This window comes from Arthrobacter zhaoxinii (assembly GCF_025244925.1).
Lineage (GTDB): Bacteria > Actinomycetota > Actinomycetes > Actinomycetales > Micrococcaceae > Arthrobacter_B > Arthrobacter_B zhaoxinii.
Genome location: NZ_CP104275.1, coordinates 1,022,754 through 1,039,226, shown reverse-complemented (window position 1 = coordinate 1,039,226; position 16,473 = coordinate 1,022,754). Strand labels below are relative to the sequence as shown.

The following is a 16,473-nucleotide window of genomic DNA, read 5'->3' as shown; positions in this document are numbered from 1 at the left end:
TGAGAGCGGAAAGCACGCAAAAGCGGGAGGCCGTTGAGGGGCCTCCCGCTTCGCGCCGGGCATTTACAGGTGGTACGCGGCGGTCCTGCTCCGCGCCTACTTCAGCAGCTGATGGCCACGGTAGGTGTTGTCAGCCGGGGCGTTCAGCTGGCGGGACTGTGTTTCGCCGCCCCCGCGCAGGTCCTCCTCCATTCGGGCGAAGGTGATCACGGAGTGGGCCACGGCGTCGGACATCTGGTCCAGCACCCTGCGGTTGATGTTGGTGATGTCATCACACTCGGCGTGATAGCAGGCGTCATACGCAGCACCCGCCGTCCCGCCGAACAGTGCGGCTTCCTCGGGCGTCTTCAGGCCTTCGGCACCCGTGAACAGCCCGCCCGCCGGGATCTCTATTCCCTCGGCGATGAACCCGCCGTAGTCGGACCGGCCGTCGAACGGGGTGGGTGCCGTGGTCAGGCCCTGGGAAGCGAAGTACTCCTCGAAGACCTGCTCAATGACATCGGATCCGGCAGGTATGGAGGATTCTTCGCCTGGAGGGAGCATGCTGCCGTCGCCGTCGTAAATGAACCGGGCGAAGTTCGGGGATCCCACCATGTCGAAGTTCAGGTTCAGCAGGGTTCCGGCCACCCCGGCTTCACCCAGTTGCTCGACGTAGTAGTCCGAGCCCACCAGCCCGTCCTCTTCCCCGCCCCAGAACGCGAACCGAACCCGGTTTTCCAGGCCGCCCTTTGTCTTGGTCTTGGCCAGTTGGATTGCGGTCTCCAGGGTGGCCGCCAAGCCGCTGCCGTTGTCGTTGATGCCGGGCCCCTCCGGCACCGAATCCATGTGCGCACCCACCACCACGGTGCGGTTCGGGTCACCGCTCCTTGTGTCCGCCAGGATATTGAAGGACTCGGTGGTGCGTATCCCGGATTCCACGGAAAGATGCAGAACGGCCCCGGGCGTTCCAGCCAGTTCCTCACCCAGGGCAAACGTCGCGGTCACGGCGGGAATGGCCGCCAACTCGGCGCCAAGCCCGCCGTTCACCAGACCCGTGCGGTCGTCACCGGGTACATCGTCGCCCTGGTTAAAGACGACGGCAGCTGAGGCGCCAGCGGCGGCGGCGTTGTCTACCTTGATCTCGAATGTGCATTCGCCCCGCTGCAGCAGCGCAATGTTGCCCGCGGGGAAGCCGGCGAAATCCTCCGGTTCACAGCCGCTGGTCGTTGCCCGGTCCCCGAGGAGGTTGATGTCCACCGGCGTCACGGCCGCCGTGACGTCCCCGGGACCGGAGTAGGACATGGTGCTGAAATCCGTCCCCGCCACTAATGTCCGCGCCTCCGGCGACACCTGCTCCAGCGCCTCCGACACCAGTTCAAACTGATCATAGGAGAAGGGCTGACGGACCGGCTTGTACCCGGCACGGCGCAGCTGCTTCTCAATGTAGCGGCCGGATGCCTCGTAGCCGGGAGTTCCGGACGCGCGGTTTCCGCCGTTGGCATCCGCCGCCCGCTGCAGTCCGTCCAGATGCCGCATCACATTCTTGAGGGTCACCTTCTGCCGCAGTATCTCGCTGGCATCGGGCTTCCCGTGCCCCTTTCCGGGATGGCCCTTTCCTGGATGCCCCTTCCCGGGATACCCGTTCCCTGATGCCGTGCCACTGATCTCCTCTTGTCCTCCCGCAGCATCGTTGCCGGTCGCCACTGCCGGCGCCTGACCTGCCGCGGCTAGGAAGACCGCTGCTGCGAGCGCCGTCGTACGCAAAGTTCTGTTCCTGTTCATCGTTCCCCTAGGTGTGAGTCCCCGTAACTGCGGTGATGGTCCGGTGCCGCGTCCCGTCGCCCGACGGCGGTACCGTGCCGCAGAACGTACGCGACGCACCGGGCCGGAGTAAGGGCAGGGTGGCGCCCGGACCCTGATCGGTACCGATGGCGGGCAGAATCAGCCTCCCCCCTGTTGATTTGCCGTTGGGGCGCATAGTCTCGGGGTTTTTGCCCAGGTGCAGCCCGGCGGCTGGAAGCGGCACCGGATATCTGGTTTTTCACCGGCCCCCCTGCCACGCTGGAAAGGCACGGGCAGAACCGGACCGCACGTCCCTGTCGAGGTAAGGAGTGCCCCATGGCACGCAACGCGCCCCTTTGGATGACCGGATTCGCGGTACTTGCGCTCACGTTCGCCGGATGCGCCGGCAACCCCGAAGGCGACGGCTACAACGACTCCCCCGTTAGTCCTTCGCGGACTGCCTCCACTTCCGGCGACGCGTCCTGCGCCACCGTTTCCCCCGACGGCCCGGGTGAAGAGAACTGCCAGGCTGCCGGCATTCCGGGGACCACCGCCAACCCCGACCGGTGCGGAAAGTTCACCGCTTCCCTGACGCCGGGCGGCATCATTGAGGGGACGTTTGGTCCCTACTGTGATGACGCCGTCGCGACCTCCTACAGCACGGCACTGATCCCGGACGAATCCGTCGCCATCGTCACCGTCGAGGAGACCGACGCCGACACTACGGTCCGGCTGCAGGCGCAGAGCTTCGCAGCCAATACGACGTACAGCGCCCGGCTGCACACGGACGACTGCGGCGCGGATCCGGCGGACGCCGGGGAGGAGTACCAAACCAGCCAGGGCGGGCTCGTTCTGGACTTCACCACGGATGCCGCCGGCAATGCCTCCGCGAGCACCACGGTGCAGTGGACGCTGCCGGACGACGACGCCGAGTCCCTCCTCGTCCTCGATGCAGGACAGGGCGGGGCGGCCGGGCAGCCGGTGGGCTGCATCAACCTGGTGCCGTAGCCCCGTCCGCTCCGGTCCCCGGCGCGGAGTTTCAGGGCAGCTGCGGGTGCAGTTTAGGATGAGGGTTGGCCGGCCGCGGGGTTACAAGCCCGCGGGATTCCGGCATCACGCCCACCTTACGGAGGACCTATGGCCCTGAACGCATCCACCATCCTGCCCTACGACGTACGCACCGTGACCGACACGTTCGCCAACGAGGGGTTCCTGCGCAGCATGAGCGAGCACGTCGGCGGTTCCCTGGTGTCCGCTTCCGTGGACGGTGACACTGCCGGGGCATTTGTGCTCACCGCTGTGCGGACCATGCCTACGGACCGCCTGCCGGACATGGCCAAGAAGTTCGTCGGTGCCACCCTGACCGTCACCCAGAAGGAGCAGTGGGCCGCCCCTGCTGCCGACGGATCCCGGGAAGCCAAGGTGGAACTGTCTGTAGGCGGGGTACCGCTGAAGGTCAACGCCGTGCAGCGCCTGGTCAACACCCCCGAGGGCACCCGCGTCGACGTCGACGGCAAGGTGGCCTCCTCCATTCCGTTCCTCGGCGACAAGATCGCGAAGGCTGCCGAACCGATGATCGGCAAGGCACTGACCATCCAGGCCGGCCAGGCCGGCAAGTGGATTGAAAGCCGGCAGAGCTAACCCATGGTCCTTTCCACTCCCCTGGCGCTAGTCCTGGTTATTGCCGGTCTCTGGTCCATCCTGATCTGGCCGTCCTATCTGCGGGACGTGCTGAAGTCCCCGCAGTCCCGGGACGCCAAAGGTGCACCTACCCGGTACATGACCCTGAACCTGATGAAGATCAGCACGGCGATCATCTTCGGCCTGGCCACCCTCGTCATCGGTGTCCGCGGCCTGATCGGCTGAATTTCCCCTCCAGAACGCCCCGGAAGGTTTCCTTCCGGGGCGTTTTGCTGCGTGCCGCGTCTTTCACCACACACCGCCTGCGCGGTGCGGCTAGACTGGTAAACGGTGCGCCGGGAAGTCTGGTCGGCAATAACTTTGCCGTACCCGAATTCGTTAGGAAATCCTTCATGGCCTCTGAGCCCTCCTCCCCTCAGCCAAACGGTGCACGCACCATCCTTGGCAGGCGCAGCTACGGCGAAACACTTCGCATCGGCGAGATCCTCCGCAAGGAAACCGTGGGCGGGATCCTGCTGCTCATCGCCACCGTTGCCGCACTGATCTGGGCCAATTCCCCGGCTGCCGACACTTACTTTGCCGTGCGCGACTTTGAAATCGGATACGAGCCGTGGCACCTCAAGCTGAGCATCGGTACGTGGGCCGCCGACGGGCTGCTGGCCATCTTCTTCTTCCTGGTTGGCCTTGAGCTGAAAAAGGAGTTCATTGCCGGGGACCTGCGGGACCTGAGGCAGGCCATTGTTCCTGTTGCAGCCGCAGTGGGCGGTGTTATTGTTCCCGCCCTGGTCTACGTAGCCGTGAATGTGGCTGCCGGGTCCGACGGCCTGCGCGGCTGGGCCATTCCCACCGCCACCGATATTGCCTTCGCGCTGGCTGTCCTGGCCGTCATCAGTTCCCACCTGCCCAGCGCGCTGCGGATCTTCCTGCTGACCCTGGCCGTGGTGGATGACCTGATTGCCATCGCCATCATTGCCTTCTTCTACTCCGAAGACGTGCACCTGGTCTACCTGCTGTGGATGCTGCTGCCGCTGGCCGCCTTCACCCTGCTGGTCCAGCGCGTCCCCCGTTTCTTCGGCGCCCGCAGCTGGCCCGCCTGGGTGATCCTCCTGCCGCTCGGCGTCGCGACTTGGGCCCTGATGCATGCCTCCGGCGTCCACGCCACTGTGGCCGGGGTTCTGCTGGGTTTCGCCGTTCCGGTGCTGCGCCGCGGACCGGACCGACAGAAACTGCCGGCCAACCCGGAAGCCCCCGGCCTGTCGGAAATCTTCGAGCACCGGTTCCGGCCTGTCTCCACCGGCTTTGCGGTCCCCGTCTTCGCCTTCTTTTCCGCCGGCGTCGCCCTCGGCGGCTGGAGCGGGCTGGGCGCGGTGGTCAAGGATCCGGTTGCCATCGGCATCATCCTCGGCCTGGTGGTCGGCAAGCCCATCGGCATCCTGCTCACCACCTGGGCCGTCACCGCCGGCACCCGCGCGAAGCTCGATGCCGATGTCCGGTGGGTGGACCTGACCGGCATCGGTATCCTCGCGGGAATCGGTTTCACCGTGTCCCTTCTGGTCAACGACCTGAGCTTCGCCGTCGGAACCCTGCACAACGACGACGCCAAGGTGGGCATCCTCCTGGCTTCCGTCTTCGCTGCGCTGCTGGCCTCAGCCCTGCTGACCGCCCGGAACCGGCGCTACCGGCTCATTGAGGCGGAGGACCGCCGTGACGATGACCAGGACGGCATTCCGGACGTGTATGGGGACGGCGGGGGGCGTTAGACTGCCAATCATCGCTCGCAGAAGAACGATGCGCGATAGTATGCGCTGGCCTCTTTAGTCCAGGCGAGGGACTTGAAGTCGAGAAGATCGGCTTCCTGGACGAGCCCTATATTGGGTGCAGCATTTCCGTTCAGGTATGCCGTTGCGTACGAGATACTGAGGGAATTACCCCACCGCAAGCGATCTTCCAGGTCTGGAACATCGATGAGGCGCACGTATTCACGCGGGCTGACCGTGTAGTATGTTGTGCCCTTCGGATCGCTGATCCGCATGACCACAGACGCCCCGCCGGGCAGGGCAGATACAGGTGTCGGCTGCGATATAACAACGCGTGAGCCGTTCCAGCCGCATCTGACATCACCCTGCAGCGTTGGAAGCGGTGGCCGAACGGTCTTGCCGGAGATCATGACACTGGTCGACGCGCTCCAATAGGCGTATGCGGCCGGGCCGCCTACCCCCAGCATTACGGTCAGGGCAAAAGCCACGGTGGCGGTCCGGAAGCCCGGCTGGGCACGCAGACGAGTGACCCAGCCGGAAGCCTGCTCTGTTTCCGCCTGCGGCTCAGGAGCAGCCCCCAGCTGCTTGTCATTCATATCTTCTACTCCATACCCGAAGAACCACGGCCGCCGTAAATGCCACCGACATTGCTATCAGGAGCGTACCGGACATGGAGCGGATGACCGGCTCCACCGTGCTTTGAACCATGGCGTCCAGGACCGGGGGCGACGACTCCGCCCCTGTTATCGCCGTGCCCTTCGGAACCTGGGCAGCAGCCGGAGCACTGACCGCCGCCGCCGCCACGGCCTGCGGTTCGCTGGACGTTCCGCTGCCCGGCAGGATTGCGAGCGAGCCCGTTGCCGGGCCAGGCGGCGGAATGCTCTGTGCGCCCGCGCCCGCTGCCTCCACTACTGCCGGGGTTTCCCCGCGGGGCACGGCAGCGACGGTTCCGTCGTCGACGTCAGTTCCGTTGTCGCCATTGTCGCTGCCGTCGCCGGTCCCGTTGCCCAAGGCGTCACAGGCCGGGCGGGGCGCCTGCCCTGCGTCCGTCGACTCGAGGTAAAAGAGAACGTTGAATTCAGCGGTGCGGTTCATTGTTGCGTTGGGTGCATCGATGGACAGGTCAACGGCAAACGTCAGTTCGATTTCTTCTCCGCCGGCCAGGTCCCAGGTTGCAGGCAGGTCCGCGCACGCGCCCTGAGTTCCCAGCGGAGCGCGCGCGAAGGAACTACTGGCGGACTCGGCGGCCAGTCCCAGGTACCCGTTCAGTTCGGGGTCGGAACGGACCATCACGGCCGCGGAGCTCAGCCGGGCCGGATCAGCACTGTTGTTGCGGACCCAAACCGTAGCGGCCTGTTCAGCCCCGGGAACATAGGTCAGGGACTCGTTGAAGAGGGGACCCGCAATGGTGGGTCCATACCGGTTTCCGTCCGGGCTGAATTCAAGGTAGTTGTTGGACGCCCGCGCACTGGGGGCGCCAACCAGGGCGAGTGTTCCGGCCAGCGCGAGCACGGCGGATGCACTCGCCAAACGCAGGGACACCTTCGGCAATATTTCCATCAAACGCCCGCGGGCGTCCGGTGATTCATCCGGTGGGGGTGCCTCGCGGGAGCGCTGCAGCCGCAGTCCGTGAGGATGGGGTCGTCGTATTCCAGCGGATCAACAGGTTCCTGGTGTTCGGGGCCCTTTGTGCCGGTCGTATCCGCATCGTCGCCGCCGTCGTCGCCGTCGCGGCCATCTTCCGGTCCCTGCCCCGGCGTTGCCTCGGAGCCGTCCTCGCGCCGTTTTGCCAGTGCACCGCGCACGAGTGAGATAACCCCGTAGCCCATGAGGGCAACGGCTCCCCACTGGAAGGCAGCTCCACGGTCCGAGTTGCCGAGCGCATTGGCCGCGAATCCAACGAACGGTACCGCATAGAAGAGTTTGCCGCGGATCTGAAGTTCGCGTACGGGCAACTCGTCATCGGCGTCGTTGTTGTCACCCTTAGTGATGAACTCCAGTTCACCGCTCTGCGTAGCGCTGATGGCCGTGATGCGGTGTGTGATGACGGCGGCGCTGCCCGACTCAATCTGGTAGGTGATGATGTCGCCCACGCGCAGTTCTTCGAACGGCAGGGGTTTAACCACGAGGAAAGTTCCGGGCGCATACTTGGGGGCCATGGAGCTGGTCAGGACGCTGTAGGTCTGTGAGCCAGTGAGCATCGGAACAATCACTAGGGCGAGGGCAGCAAGCGCGGCAAGGCAGAGGGCCAGGTAGCTCAGGCCGGCGCCGAGGAAGCCGAGGGGGCTGGCTGAGGCTTCTGCTTTCCTGCGACCGCTCATGGTTTGTCCTATCCTCTGCGTGTTACTTGACCGGCGCTGTCTGCGCGACGTTGAGGGTTACTGTGCTGGCGATGTCCCGCCCCAGGTAGGCGGAGGGGGTGGAGGGGCTGAGTTCTGCCTTCAGGCAGATCCCCTGCGGCGCGCCCTTGGCGAGGACGGGTGCCGGCGAAACTGGTGTGTACCGGTTGGGGGCCAGGGTGTCGCAGTTCGTTCCGGCGGCAACCGCTGCTGCTGTCACGGTCAAATGTCCGTCAAAACCTTTGACTGGCCCCAGTCCGGCCAGGCTTGCCTGGATTCGAAGCGGTGACGCCGCGGTGACATTCACGGAATTCTTGACTTCAAAGTATTTGACGGCTTTCCCGCCGCGGCTCAATTGGCCCACCGGAAAATCGAAGGTGGGAGTCATTTCCACGTTGTTGACGTCGATCCGAAAGTCAGCTGCCTGAATCGTGCCGGCGTTCGACGGAGCGATGGTATTCCATAATGCGTAGCTTCCCTGGACCGTCATTAGCCCGAGCACCACCGCGGCGAGGATCAGACCTGCCGCTTTCAGTGATCGAAGACTGTTCATGGTTTTTGTCTCCAGGGAACAGGCTGTGCGCGGTGCGGATGCACCGCGCACAGCCAGGGGTTAGAACAAGGTGGCCTTAGCCGATACTACTTGCCGGCGGCGGGGGTCGCGGCCGGTGCGGCCGGCAGTGCCTGCTGGTCCAGCTTGTAGGTGATGTTCTTGAAGTCAGCCAGGGCGTTGGCGCTGCTGCGCAGATCCGTGTCCTGCTTGAAGGTGAACTTGGCGGAGGCAGTGACCTTGCCGGAGTTGGCCGGCTTCAGGATGGCGTTCTGCAGGTTGGCTCCTGCGGCGTCCTTGACCACGACGTTGTCGATGGTGACGTTCTGGGCCACGAAGGTGCTGGAGGGGACGTTCTGGATGGAGAGCTTGGCCTGCATCAGGTCACCGGTCAGCTTGACGTCCATGGTCTGGCTGTAGGTGAGGACATCGCCCGGCACCACCTTGTAGTCAGCAACGGTGTTGCTGGGATCCAGATCCACCACGGTGCCGTAAGCGTTGGTCCAGACACCGGCCTGGGTGGTCAGTTCCAGGTCACCTGCCGCGATCTGGCCGGCGTTGGCTGCCTGCGTCTGGTTCCAGACTGCCAAGGTGCCGCCGCCGCCGAGCAGCATTGCCGAGCCGATACCGATTGCCAGTGCGCCTTTAGCCATCTTGTTCATCTTGTCCCCTTGTTGTTCCGTCTAAATTCGTTTTCGGCCTGAGGAGATTTTTCTCCTCGCCGCTGGGTATTACTTTTCCGTGCTCCCCTCAAGAAACATCGCCGCCCAGACACAGGGTTCGTGAAACATTCCGGCAAAGCTCAACTGCGGCGCAAGGTACCCTCAGCATCAGCGCAAACGGCCGGATCCGGCCCGATGAATCCGCCCTATTCGAAGCCTGAGGACATGAAAGCCACCAGTACCCCTTTCCGCATCCTGGCCGTCTGCACCGGCAATATCTGCCGTTCCCCCATGGCCGAGCGTCTGCTTCAGGCCGGGCTGGATAGAGTTGCCCCCGGTGAATTCGAGGTCTCCAGTGCCGGCACCGGCGCCCTGATCGGCTCAGGCATCGAACCGCATGTGGCCGGATTCGTGAACATCTTCGGCGGCAACTCAGCCGATTTCAGTTCCCGGCAGCTCACGCCGGAGATCCTTCAGGATCAAGACCTCGTACTGGCCCTGACCCGGGCGCACCGGAGTCGCATAGTGGAGCTCGCCCCTGGGCTGCTGCGCCGCACCTTCACTCTGCGCGAACTGGCCCGCCTGCTCCCCCTGGTGGACGCCGACCCCGCCGTCGGTGCCGCCGACCGGTGGCAGGCAGCGGTGGCAGGAGCCCTGAGGATGCGCAGCGCCCACCCGGTGAGCCCGGAAGAAGACGACGTGGTGGACCCCTACCGCCGAAGCGATGCTGTTTACCAGCAGATGGTCCGCCAGCTCGCCCCCGCGGTGGACGCACTGCTCGCCTGGGAGCGCCGCTACCGGTGAATGTAGTCATTCCGGGAACACAACGACGACGCCGGCTGGCGGGCCTGTTTCTGCTCTATATAGGTGCACTGGGGCTGATCGCGTTCTGGCCCTCCCCGGTAGACGCAGGCGCGGCCGGCACCCTGCAGGAGATCCTCGCTGCCCTGCATGCCCGCGGCGTGCCCGGCTGGGTCGACTACACCCTGGTGGAGTCCGCGGCCAATGTGGTGTTGTTCGTTCCCTTCGGTGTCCTGGCCGCCGCGTATCTTGCCGAACGCTATGCCTGGTTCGCCGCCGTCGTCGGCGTTGCCGTCTCCTGCACCATTGAAACCGGACAGCACGTGTTCCTGCCTGCCCGGTTTGCCACCGTCCACGACGTTCTGGCCAACGCGCTGGGTGCGGCGCTCGGCACGCTTGCGGTCTACGCGGTCCGCAGCCGGAAACACAACGCGTGAGGGCCGCCAATATTGCCTCGATCTTGAGCGTCGCAGGCCAGGTTTCCTGAGGTTGGAGTGAGAGCGTAGAGCATCGGCCGGAAGCTTTCGGCTGGCTTCCGCCAGGAACCGAATGCCCCCCACGGCAACCCACCCGAAGGATATTTTGTTTATATCTGACTCCCCCGCAGCTTCCGCAGGCCGGGCCACCGAGCCCGGCCGCCGGTGCATCAGCCTGACCGCTGAAACAGAATGCCGCAGCCCAGCGCCCCGGGAGCAGCAGGTCATGATGATGCCCCGCGAAGAAATTGACGTGCGGCTGATCTCCCTGGAGCGGCTCCGGGAGCTAAGCGACCAGGTGGGCACCGAGTCCTGCCGCCAGTTCGTCTCCAATTTCATCTCCATGTGGGAGAGCCGGTTTACCCGCCTTTGTCAGGCCGTTCAGGGCCGGGACTTCGACGCCGCTATGGACGTGGTCCTGAGTATCAAGATCTCCAGCGACATGGCCGGAGCGGAACGGCTCTCGGCCCTGGGGGCTGCGGCGCAGGACCTGGTGTCACGCCGCGACATACTCGGCCTGGAAGCAATGGTTGCTGCTGTCCGTGCCTGCGGCACGGAAACCATGGCACACCTGAACCAGCCTTCCCTGTTCTCCGCAGCCTAGGGCCTGCCCCCCCCAGGATGCGCCGACGCCGCCGAAACCGACCCCCGGCCGTCCCGCCCGTGAGCGCGGTCACGGGAGCGACATACCCCCGGTATCGTTAGACCCTGTTGTGCTTACAAGGGGGTCATGCATGTCGCGGTTGTCACGGTCGACACTGGGGTTTTTCGGCATCACCTCCCAGTTCCACGAATTGCCGCTGCGTTATCGGACGGCCCTAAGCCAGGCGCCCCTGGTCATCGTGGTGGGACTGATCTGCGCCGTTGCCGCCTGGCAGTTGCCGGAGATCTTCCAGAGGCAGGAATTCGTCTCGGGCCTGATCACGCTGGCCGTTGTCACCGCCGTATGCATCGCCGTTCCCTGGAACCGGCTCTGGTACCCGTCCTACTGGATCATCCCCCTGCTGGACTTCGTGGCCATTGCCCAGCTCCAGCACGGCAGCAACGGCATCCTCACGGGACTGAGCCTGCTGCACGTCTTCCCCGTGTTCTGGATCTCCTGGTCCCGGGTATCCCCCGCGTCTGCGCGGGTGCTGAGCTTCTTCTGCCCGTTGCTGTCTGTCTGGCATCCCTTCATCCTGGGCACCGGCGGCCCGGTCAGCGGTGCGGACCTCTCCGCTCCCCTGCTTGTTCCGCTGGTGAGCCTCGGCGTCGCAGTCACCGTGTCCGTGCTGCGTGAGGACATCCGTTCGCAGCGTGAAACCCTGGAGAACAAGGACCGGCTGCTCGAAGCCGCGCTGGCCGAGAGCAAACGGCAGTCCCAACGCCTCGACGGAGTGCTCAATGCCATCGACGTCGGGGTCCTCCTGGTGGATGAGGACGGCATTCCGCGGCATATGAACCGCCGCCAGCGGCTTCTGCAGGAGCGGGCGCTGCCCGCCGGAATAACCCGCCCGCATGAACGCGATCTGCTCCTTTATACCCTCGACCGCACCACCCTGATGCCCTTCGAGCAGCGGCCCGTGGCCCGCGCCCTGCTCGGCTCCGACTTCCATGACGTACCGCTGTGGCTCGGACCTCCCGGCAACCAGATGGCCATGAACACCTCAGGGGCGGTACTGCGGAACGACGACGGCGGCTTCAACGGCGCGGTCATCGTATTCTCGGACATCACTGCCCTGGTTGGTGCACTGGCCGCGAAGGACGACTTCGTCGCCAGCGTGTCGCATGAGCTGCGGACCCCGCTGACGTCCATCATCGGCTATCTGGACCTCGCCCTGGACGAGGCCGAGGAAACCCAGCTGCAGGGGCCCATCCCCGGATCCCTGCGGGTGGCGCTGCGCAACAGCGAACGGCTGCTGCGGCTGGTGTCGGACCTGCTCACCGCCGCTTCAGGCACCGTTCAGCTGGAATACCGGCCCATGTGCCTGGCGGACGTCATCACCACCAGCCTCCGCACAGCTGAGACCAGGGCCCGGAAGGCCGGCGTCGACCTGGTGAACGAGGCACCGACCGAGCTGCCCATGCATGCCGACCCGCACCGTATTGCGCAGGTCCTGGACAACCTGCTTTCCAACGCCATCAAGTACTCGCCCGACGGCGGGACGGTCACCGTGAGCGCCTGGCGCGAGGCGGACCGTGCCGTCTTCCGTGTGGCCGACACCGGTATGGGCATGTCCGCGGTGGACGTGGAGGATGTGTTCGAGAAGTTCTTCCGCACCGGCACGGTGCGGCAGGCGGGAATCCCCGGCGTCGGGCTCGGCATGGCCATCAGCAAGGATATTGCCGAGGCGCACGGCGGAAGCATCCGGGTGGAGAGCACCCTCGGACACGGCACCGCTTTTACCGTCGAGCTCCCGGCCGGCGTTCCCGCCGTCGTCTAGGAACGCGGCCCGCCTGCACAGCGGAGTCCCCGCCCCTGGTAGGAGAACCTGGGACGGGAACCCGGTTGGACAGGTCAGGCCTGCGGGGCCAAACGGTAACCGACGCCGCGCACTGTTTCGAGCCAGCGCGGGGACTTCGAGTCATCTCCGAGTTTGCGCCGCAGGTTGCCCACATGCACTTCCACAGTCCGCTCATCCGCGTCGCTGATAAACGATCCGGTGTCGTATTCCTCGCCGCGCAGCCGACGGACCAGGTCCGTCTTGGTCCGCACCAGCCGCCCGCCCTCCAGAAGGGCCTGCAGCAGGTCGAACTCGGTGCGGGTGAGCTCTACGCTGTTGCCTTCGATCTCAGTGGTTCGTGTCCCCGGGTTCAGGGTCAGACCATTGTGGGCTAGCGTGCCGGGGGCTGCTTCGGGCGCGGGGGCCGGGGCCGTCAGTGTGGTCCCCTGGCTGCCGGGGAGCACGGAAGGCATACCGCCGGAAGAGGGCACATCGGTGTCATTGGCTGCTTCGCCTCGGGGACGTCGGAGCATCGCAGAGATCCGTGCCCGCAGTTCCCGCGGGCGGAAGGGCTTGGTGATGTAGTCATCCGCGCCGGCTTCCAGGCCCATAAGGGTATCCAGTTCCTCGGCGCGGGCAGTAAGCATCACGATGTAGGCATCGCTGAACTGCCGCAGCTGGCGGATAACCTCAAAACCGTCGATGTCCGGAAGGCCCAGATCCAACGTGACTACCGTAGGGCTGTGCAGCCGGACAGCTTCAACTCCTTCGGAACCGTTCGGCGCAGTAAAGACTTTGAAACCGGACTGCTGCAAAACCGCGTTAAGAAGATCGCGGATATCCGCGTCGTCTTCGATAATGACGGCTACGCGTTGAATTTCCATGTTCTATTTTTTCCTGTCCTGCGAGACCTTATGATTCCCCGCTCCCCTTGTTCGGTATCTTACAGGAGCACCCCTATACTCTGACCTACCACTACAGAAATCCGGGGGTTCCCCTTTTTATGTCGAGTCTCGAAGGCCGCGTTGCGGCGCTATTGGGGATCCGCAAACAGTTTTATCAACTACATTTGCGCATGCGGCTTCTGATCAGTCAGCTGCCCCTCCTGATTTCTGTTGCCGTGGCCCTGCCTATCACTGCGGTTGTGGGTCCGCAGATTTACAGCGGCATCAATTTCCGCTTCGCTCTGATCCTGCTCGCTCTGCTGACTGCTGCCTGCCTGGCGGTGCCTTGGGAGCGGCTCCCTCCCTTGGCGTACTGGACGATTCCGGTACTGGACTTCGCCGTGGTGGGCGGCCTCTATCACGACGGGCGTCTCGTGGTGACCGGACTCAGCTTCCTCTGTGTGTTCCCGGTGTTCTGGATGTCCTGGTCCGGTGCCGCTCCACGGACCGGCTGGCTGCTCGGCTTTCTGGGCAGCACTCTGGTGCTGTGGACTCCGCTGTTTACCCGGGCAGACGGATGGCCCAGCGTGACCGACTTGGCGGGGCCGATGCTGATCCCGTTCATCATGCTGGCCATCGGTGTGGTGGTTTCCACGGTTGAAGCCGATACAACTGCCCAGCAGCAGCGGCTGGAGGCGACCGAAACCGAGCTTCAGGCCAGCCTGAGAGAGACCGGGCTTCGCTCCCAGCTGCTGGATGCAGTGCTGGAAACGGTCGATGTGGGCGTCACCGCTGTCGATGCTGCCGGCCGGACGATCCTCATGAACAGCCGGCAGCGGTCAAACCACGCACTGGCCGGGCTTACGGAGGCGGCGGACACAGACCTCGACGCACAGATATACGGTCTCGACCAGCTGACACCGGTACCCCTTGAGCAGCGTCCGTCCCAGCGGGCCATGCGCGAGGAGTCCTTTTCAGACGTCATCGTCTGGGTCGGAACCGGCGACCGGCAGCGCGCCCTGACGGTCTGCGCCCGTGCCATGCGGGACAACGGGCAGTTTGCCGGCTCGGTACTGGCCTACAGTGACGTCACGGAAATGGTCAATGCGCTCAATGCCCGAGAGGATTTCGTCTCCAGCGTCTCCCACGAACTGCGGACACCGCTGACCTCCATCATCGGATACCTGGACCTGGTGCTCGACGACGAGGACACCTCCGACCTGCCGGCGCGCCTGCTGAACGCCCTGCAGGTGGCGCAGCGCAACGCCGAGCGGCTGCTGCTGCTGGTGTCGGATCTGCTGACCACGGCCTCCGGGACGATGCACCTTCAGCGCTCGGAAACCGACGTCGCCGAGCTGGTGCGGATTGCCCTGGATTCCGCTACCCCCAGGGCCACGCCGATCGGCGTAGCCCTGGGCTGTGACTGCGAAGAAGACCTGCACGCCCTGGTGGATCCGGACCGGATCTCCCAGGTACTGGATAACCTGCTTTCCAACGCCATCAAGTACTCCCCCGACGGTGGCAAGGTGACCGTCCGGTCCCGCCGCGAAGGGGCGAATCTGGTCCTGGAGGTCGAGGACACCGGCATCGGCATGAGCGAGGCGGACCAGCAGGATGTGTTCACCAAATTTTTCCGCACCGGCCAGGTAAAGAAGGCCGCCATTCCCGGTGTGGGCCTGGGCCTGGTCATCACCAAATCGATTGTCGAGGCACACGGCGGGCGGATCTCGTTCAGCTCGGCGATCGGCGTCGGCAGCACCTTCCGGGTGGAACTGCCCGTATCAGCACCCTGACCCTGCCCGGACTGCACAGCAGGATAAGGTTGTTGCGGCCCGAATAACCGCGATGAACATAGGGGAACAGTGCGTATTTCCGTTATTGGCTGCGGCTACCTGGGCGCCGTTCACGCGGTTTCCATGGCCAAGCTGGGGCATGACGTTGTGGGGATCGACGTCGACACCGCCAGGATCGGGGACCTCGCGGCCGGGCGGGCACCGTTCTTTGAACCGCGCCTGCCTGATCTGCTTGCCGAAGGGCTCACCAGCGGACGCCTGGAGTTCAGCACTGAGATGGCTCGCGCTGCCGGCGCCGACGTCCACTTTGTCTGCGTCGGCACACCCCAGCGGAAGGGTGAATACGCAGCGGACCTGCGGTACGTGGACGCCGCCTTCGCCGGTCTGGCGCCGTATCTGGTTTCCGGCAACGTAGTGGTGGGCAAGTCCACCGTCCCGGTGGGCACCGCTGCGCGCCTGGCCGACCAGCTGACCGACGACGCCCCCGGCGCCGTCCTCGTCTGGAACCCTGAGTTCCTGCGCGAAGGCCACGCCGTGCAGGACACCCTCTCCCCCGACCGCTTTGTCTACGGTGTGCCGGACAATGCTGCCGCGGCGGCCGCCGTCGCCGCCCTGGACGAGGTCTATGCCGCTCCCCTCTCCACCGGAACCCCGCGCATGGTGGTGGACTACGCCACGGCGGAACTGGTCAAGACCGCCGCGAACTCCTTCCTCGCCACCAAGATCAGCTTCATCAACGCCATGGCGGAGGTCTGCGAGGCCTCCGGAGCAGACGTCACTGCCCTCGCGGACGCCATCGGCATGGACGAGCGCATCGGACGCAGCTTCCTCAACGCCGGCGTCGGCTTCGGCGGCGGCTGCCTGCCCAAGGACATCCGCGCCTTCATGGCCCGCGCCGGGGAACTGGGAGCAGACCAGGCGCTGACCTTCCTCCGCGAGGTGGACGCCATCAACATGCGCCGCCGCTCCAAGGTGGTGGAAATGACCCGCGAAATCTGCGGCGGTTCCCTGCTGGGCAAGCGGGTCACCATCCTGGGCGCGGCATTCAAGCCGGAGAGCGACGACGTCCGGGACTCCCCCGCACTCAGCGCCGCCGCGCAGCTGCAGCTCCAGGGCGCCACCGTGACCGTAACCGACCCCGAGGCACTGCAGAACGCCAAGGGCCGCTTCCCCGAACTGAACTACGAGCTGGTCACGGAGAACGCCCTGCTGGGAGCCCATGCCGTGGTACTCCTGACCGAGTGGAAGGAATACCGGTCCCTCGACCCGGAGGCCACCGGCGCCCTCGTCGCGGACCGGAACATCATCGACGGCCGCAACGTCCTGGATCCCGCAGCCTGGCGGGCAGCCGGATGGAACTACCGGAGCATGGGCCGGCCCTAGCCG

17 protein-coding genes are annotated in these 16,473 nt (G+C 65.1%); 10 read left to right on the top strand and 7 right to left on the bottom strand.

Going from position 1 to position 16,473, the window contains the following annotated elements; translation table 11 throughout:
• Nucleotides 1–96 precede the first annotated feature (96 nt).
• Nucleotides 97–1,533, bottom strand: a complete 1,437-nt coding sequence (locus tag N2K95_RS04840) for a M28 family peptidase (protein ID WP_260653161.1) — start codon at nt 1,531–1,533, stop codon at nt 97–99.
• 564 nt (nt 1,534–2,097) lie between these two features.
• On the opposite strand from N2K95_RS04840, the gene N2K95_RS04835 reads away from it, so the two are divergent.
• The 4 genes from N2K95_RS04835 (at nt 2,098) to nhaA (ending at nt 5,162) form a co-directional block, all read left to right on the top strand.
• Nucleotides 2,098–2,769 (top strand): hypothetical protein, encoded by a 672-nt coding sequence (locus N2K95_RS04835; RefSeq protein ID WP_260653160.1) that lies wholly within the window; start codon nt 2,098–2,100, stop codon nt 2,767–2,769.
• 129 nt (nt 2,770–2,898) lie between these two features.
• Complete coding sequence (locus N2K95_RS04830; RefSeq protein ID WP_255793331.1) at nt 2,899–3,402, top strand: DUF2505 domain-containing protein; 504 nt, start codon at nt 2,899–2,901, stop codon at nt 3,400–3,402.
• A 3-nt stretch (nt 3,403–3,405) separates the two neighbouring features.
• The gene (locus tag N2K95_RS04825) at nt 3,406–3,627 is read left to right on the top strand and encodes an SCO4848 family membrane protein (protein WP_260653159.1); all 222 of its coding nucleotides are present in this window, start codon (nt 3,406–3,408) and stop codon (nt 3,625–3,627) included.
• 167 nt (nt 3,628–3,794) lie between these two features.
• Complete coding sequence (nhaA, locus tag N2K95_RS04820; protein WP_260653158.1) at nt 3,795–5,162, top strand: Na+/H+ antiporter NhaA; 1,368 nt, start codon at nt 3,795–3,797, stop codon at nt 5,160–5,162.
• Nucleotides 5,163–5,170: 8 nt separating this feature from the next.
• Here the strand turns inward: nhaA and N2K95_RS04815 are convergent, their stop codons facing one another.
• The 5 genes from N2K95_RS04815 to N2K95_RS04795 form a co-directional block, all read right to left on the bottom strand.
• On the bottom strand, nt 5,171–5,755 hold the full coding sequence (locus N2K95_RS04815) for a hypothetical protein (RefSeq protein ID WP_260653157.1): 585 nt from the start codon (nt 5,753–5,755) through the stop codon (nt 5,171–5,173).
• Nucleotides 5,748–6,689, bottom strand: a complete 942-nt coding sequence (locus N2K95_RS04810) for a hypothetical protein (RefSeq protein WP_260653156.1) — start codon at nt 6,687–6,689, stop codon at nt 5,748–5,750. The genes N2K95_RS04815 and N2K95_RS04810 overlap by 8 nt, the downstream gene beginning before the upstream one ends.
• Before the next feature lie 29 nt (nt 6,690–6,718).
• On the bottom strand, nt 6,719–7,480 hold the full coding sequence (locus N2K95_RS04805) for a signal peptidase I (RefSeq protein ID WP_260653155.1): 762 nt from the start codon (nt 7,478–7,480) through the stop codon (nt 6,719–6,721).
• 22 nt (nt 7,481–7,502) lie between these two features.
• Nucleotides 7,503–8,051 (bottom strand): hypothetical protein, encoded by a 549-nt coding sequence (locus N2K95_RS04800; RefSeq protein ID WP_260653154.1) that lies wholly within the window; start codon nt 8,049–8,051, stop codon nt 7,503–7,505.
• A gap of 86 nt (nt 8,052–8,137) precedes the next feature.
• The gene (locus N2K95_RS04795) at nt 8,138–8,701 is read right to left on the bottom strand and encodes an alternate-type signal peptide domain-containing protein (RefSeq protein WP_260653153.1); all 564 of its coding nucleotides are present in this window, start codon (nt 8,699–8,701) and stop codon (nt 8,138–8,140) included.
• A gap of 234 nt (nt 8,702–8,935) precedes the next feature.
• On the opposite strand from N2K95_RS04795, the gene N2K95_RS04790 reads away from it, so the two are divergent.
• The 4 genes from N2K95_RS04790 to N2K95_RS04775 all read left to right on the top strand — a co-directional run bounded on the left by N2K95_RS04790 (nt 8,936) and on the right by N2K95_RS04775 (nt 12,410).
• Nucleotides 8,936–9,514, top strand: a complete 579-nt coding sequence (locus tag N2K95_RS04790; RefSeq protein ID WP_260653151.1) for an arsenate reductase/protein-tyrosine-phosphatase family protein — start codon at nt 8,936–8,938, stop codon at nt 9,512–9,514.
• Nucleotides 9,511–9,948, top strand: coding sequence for a VanZ family protein (locus N2K95_RS04785; RefSeq protein WP_260653150.1), 438 nt, complete (start codon nt 9,511–9,513; stop codon nt 9,946–9,948). The genes N2K95_RS04790 and N2K95_RS04785 overlap by 4 nt, the downstream gene beginning before the upstream one ends.
• 271 nt (nt 9,949–10,219) lie before the next feature.
• Nucleotides 10,220–10,591 carry an Hpt domain-containing protein gene (locus tag N2K95_RS04780; RefSeq protein ID WP_260653149.1) on the top strand — a complete coding sequence of 124 codons (372 nt, stop codon included), beginning with the start codon at nt 10,220–10,222 and terminating at the stop codon, nt 10,589–10,591.
• 130 nt (nt 10,592–10,721) lie between these two features.
• Nucleotides 10,722–12,410 (top strand): sensor histidine kinase, encoded by a 1,689-nt coding sequence (locus tag N2K95_RS04775; protein WP_260653148.1) that lies wholly within the window; start codon nt 10,722–10,724, stop codon nt 12,408–12,410.
• A gap of 74 nt (nt 12,411–12,484) precedes the next feature.
• Here the strand turns inward: N2K95_RS04775 and N2K95_RS04770 are convergent, their stop codons facing one another.
• Nucleotides 12,485–13,294, bottom strand: coding sequence for a response regulator transcription factor (locus N2K95_RS04770; protein WP_260653147.1), 810 nt, complete (start codon nt 13,292–13,294; stop codon nt 12,485–12,487).
• 236 nt (nt 13,295–13,530) lie between these two features.
• On the opposite strand from N2K95_RS04770, the gene N2K95_RS04765 reads away from it, so the two are divergent.
• Entirely contained in the window at nt 13,531–15,087 is a 1,557-nt protein-coding gene (locus N2K95_RS04765) for a sensor histidine kinase (protein ID WP_260653146.1), read from the top strand.
• Nucleotides 15,088–15,156: 69 nt separating this feature from the next.
• Complete coding sequence (locus N2K95_RS04760; RefSeq protein WP_260653145.1) at nt 15,157–16,470, top strand: UDP-glucose dehydrogenase family protein; 1,314 nt, start codon at nt 15,157–15,159, stop codon at nt 16,468–16,470.
• Nucleotides 16,471–16,473 lie beyond the last annotated feature (3 nt).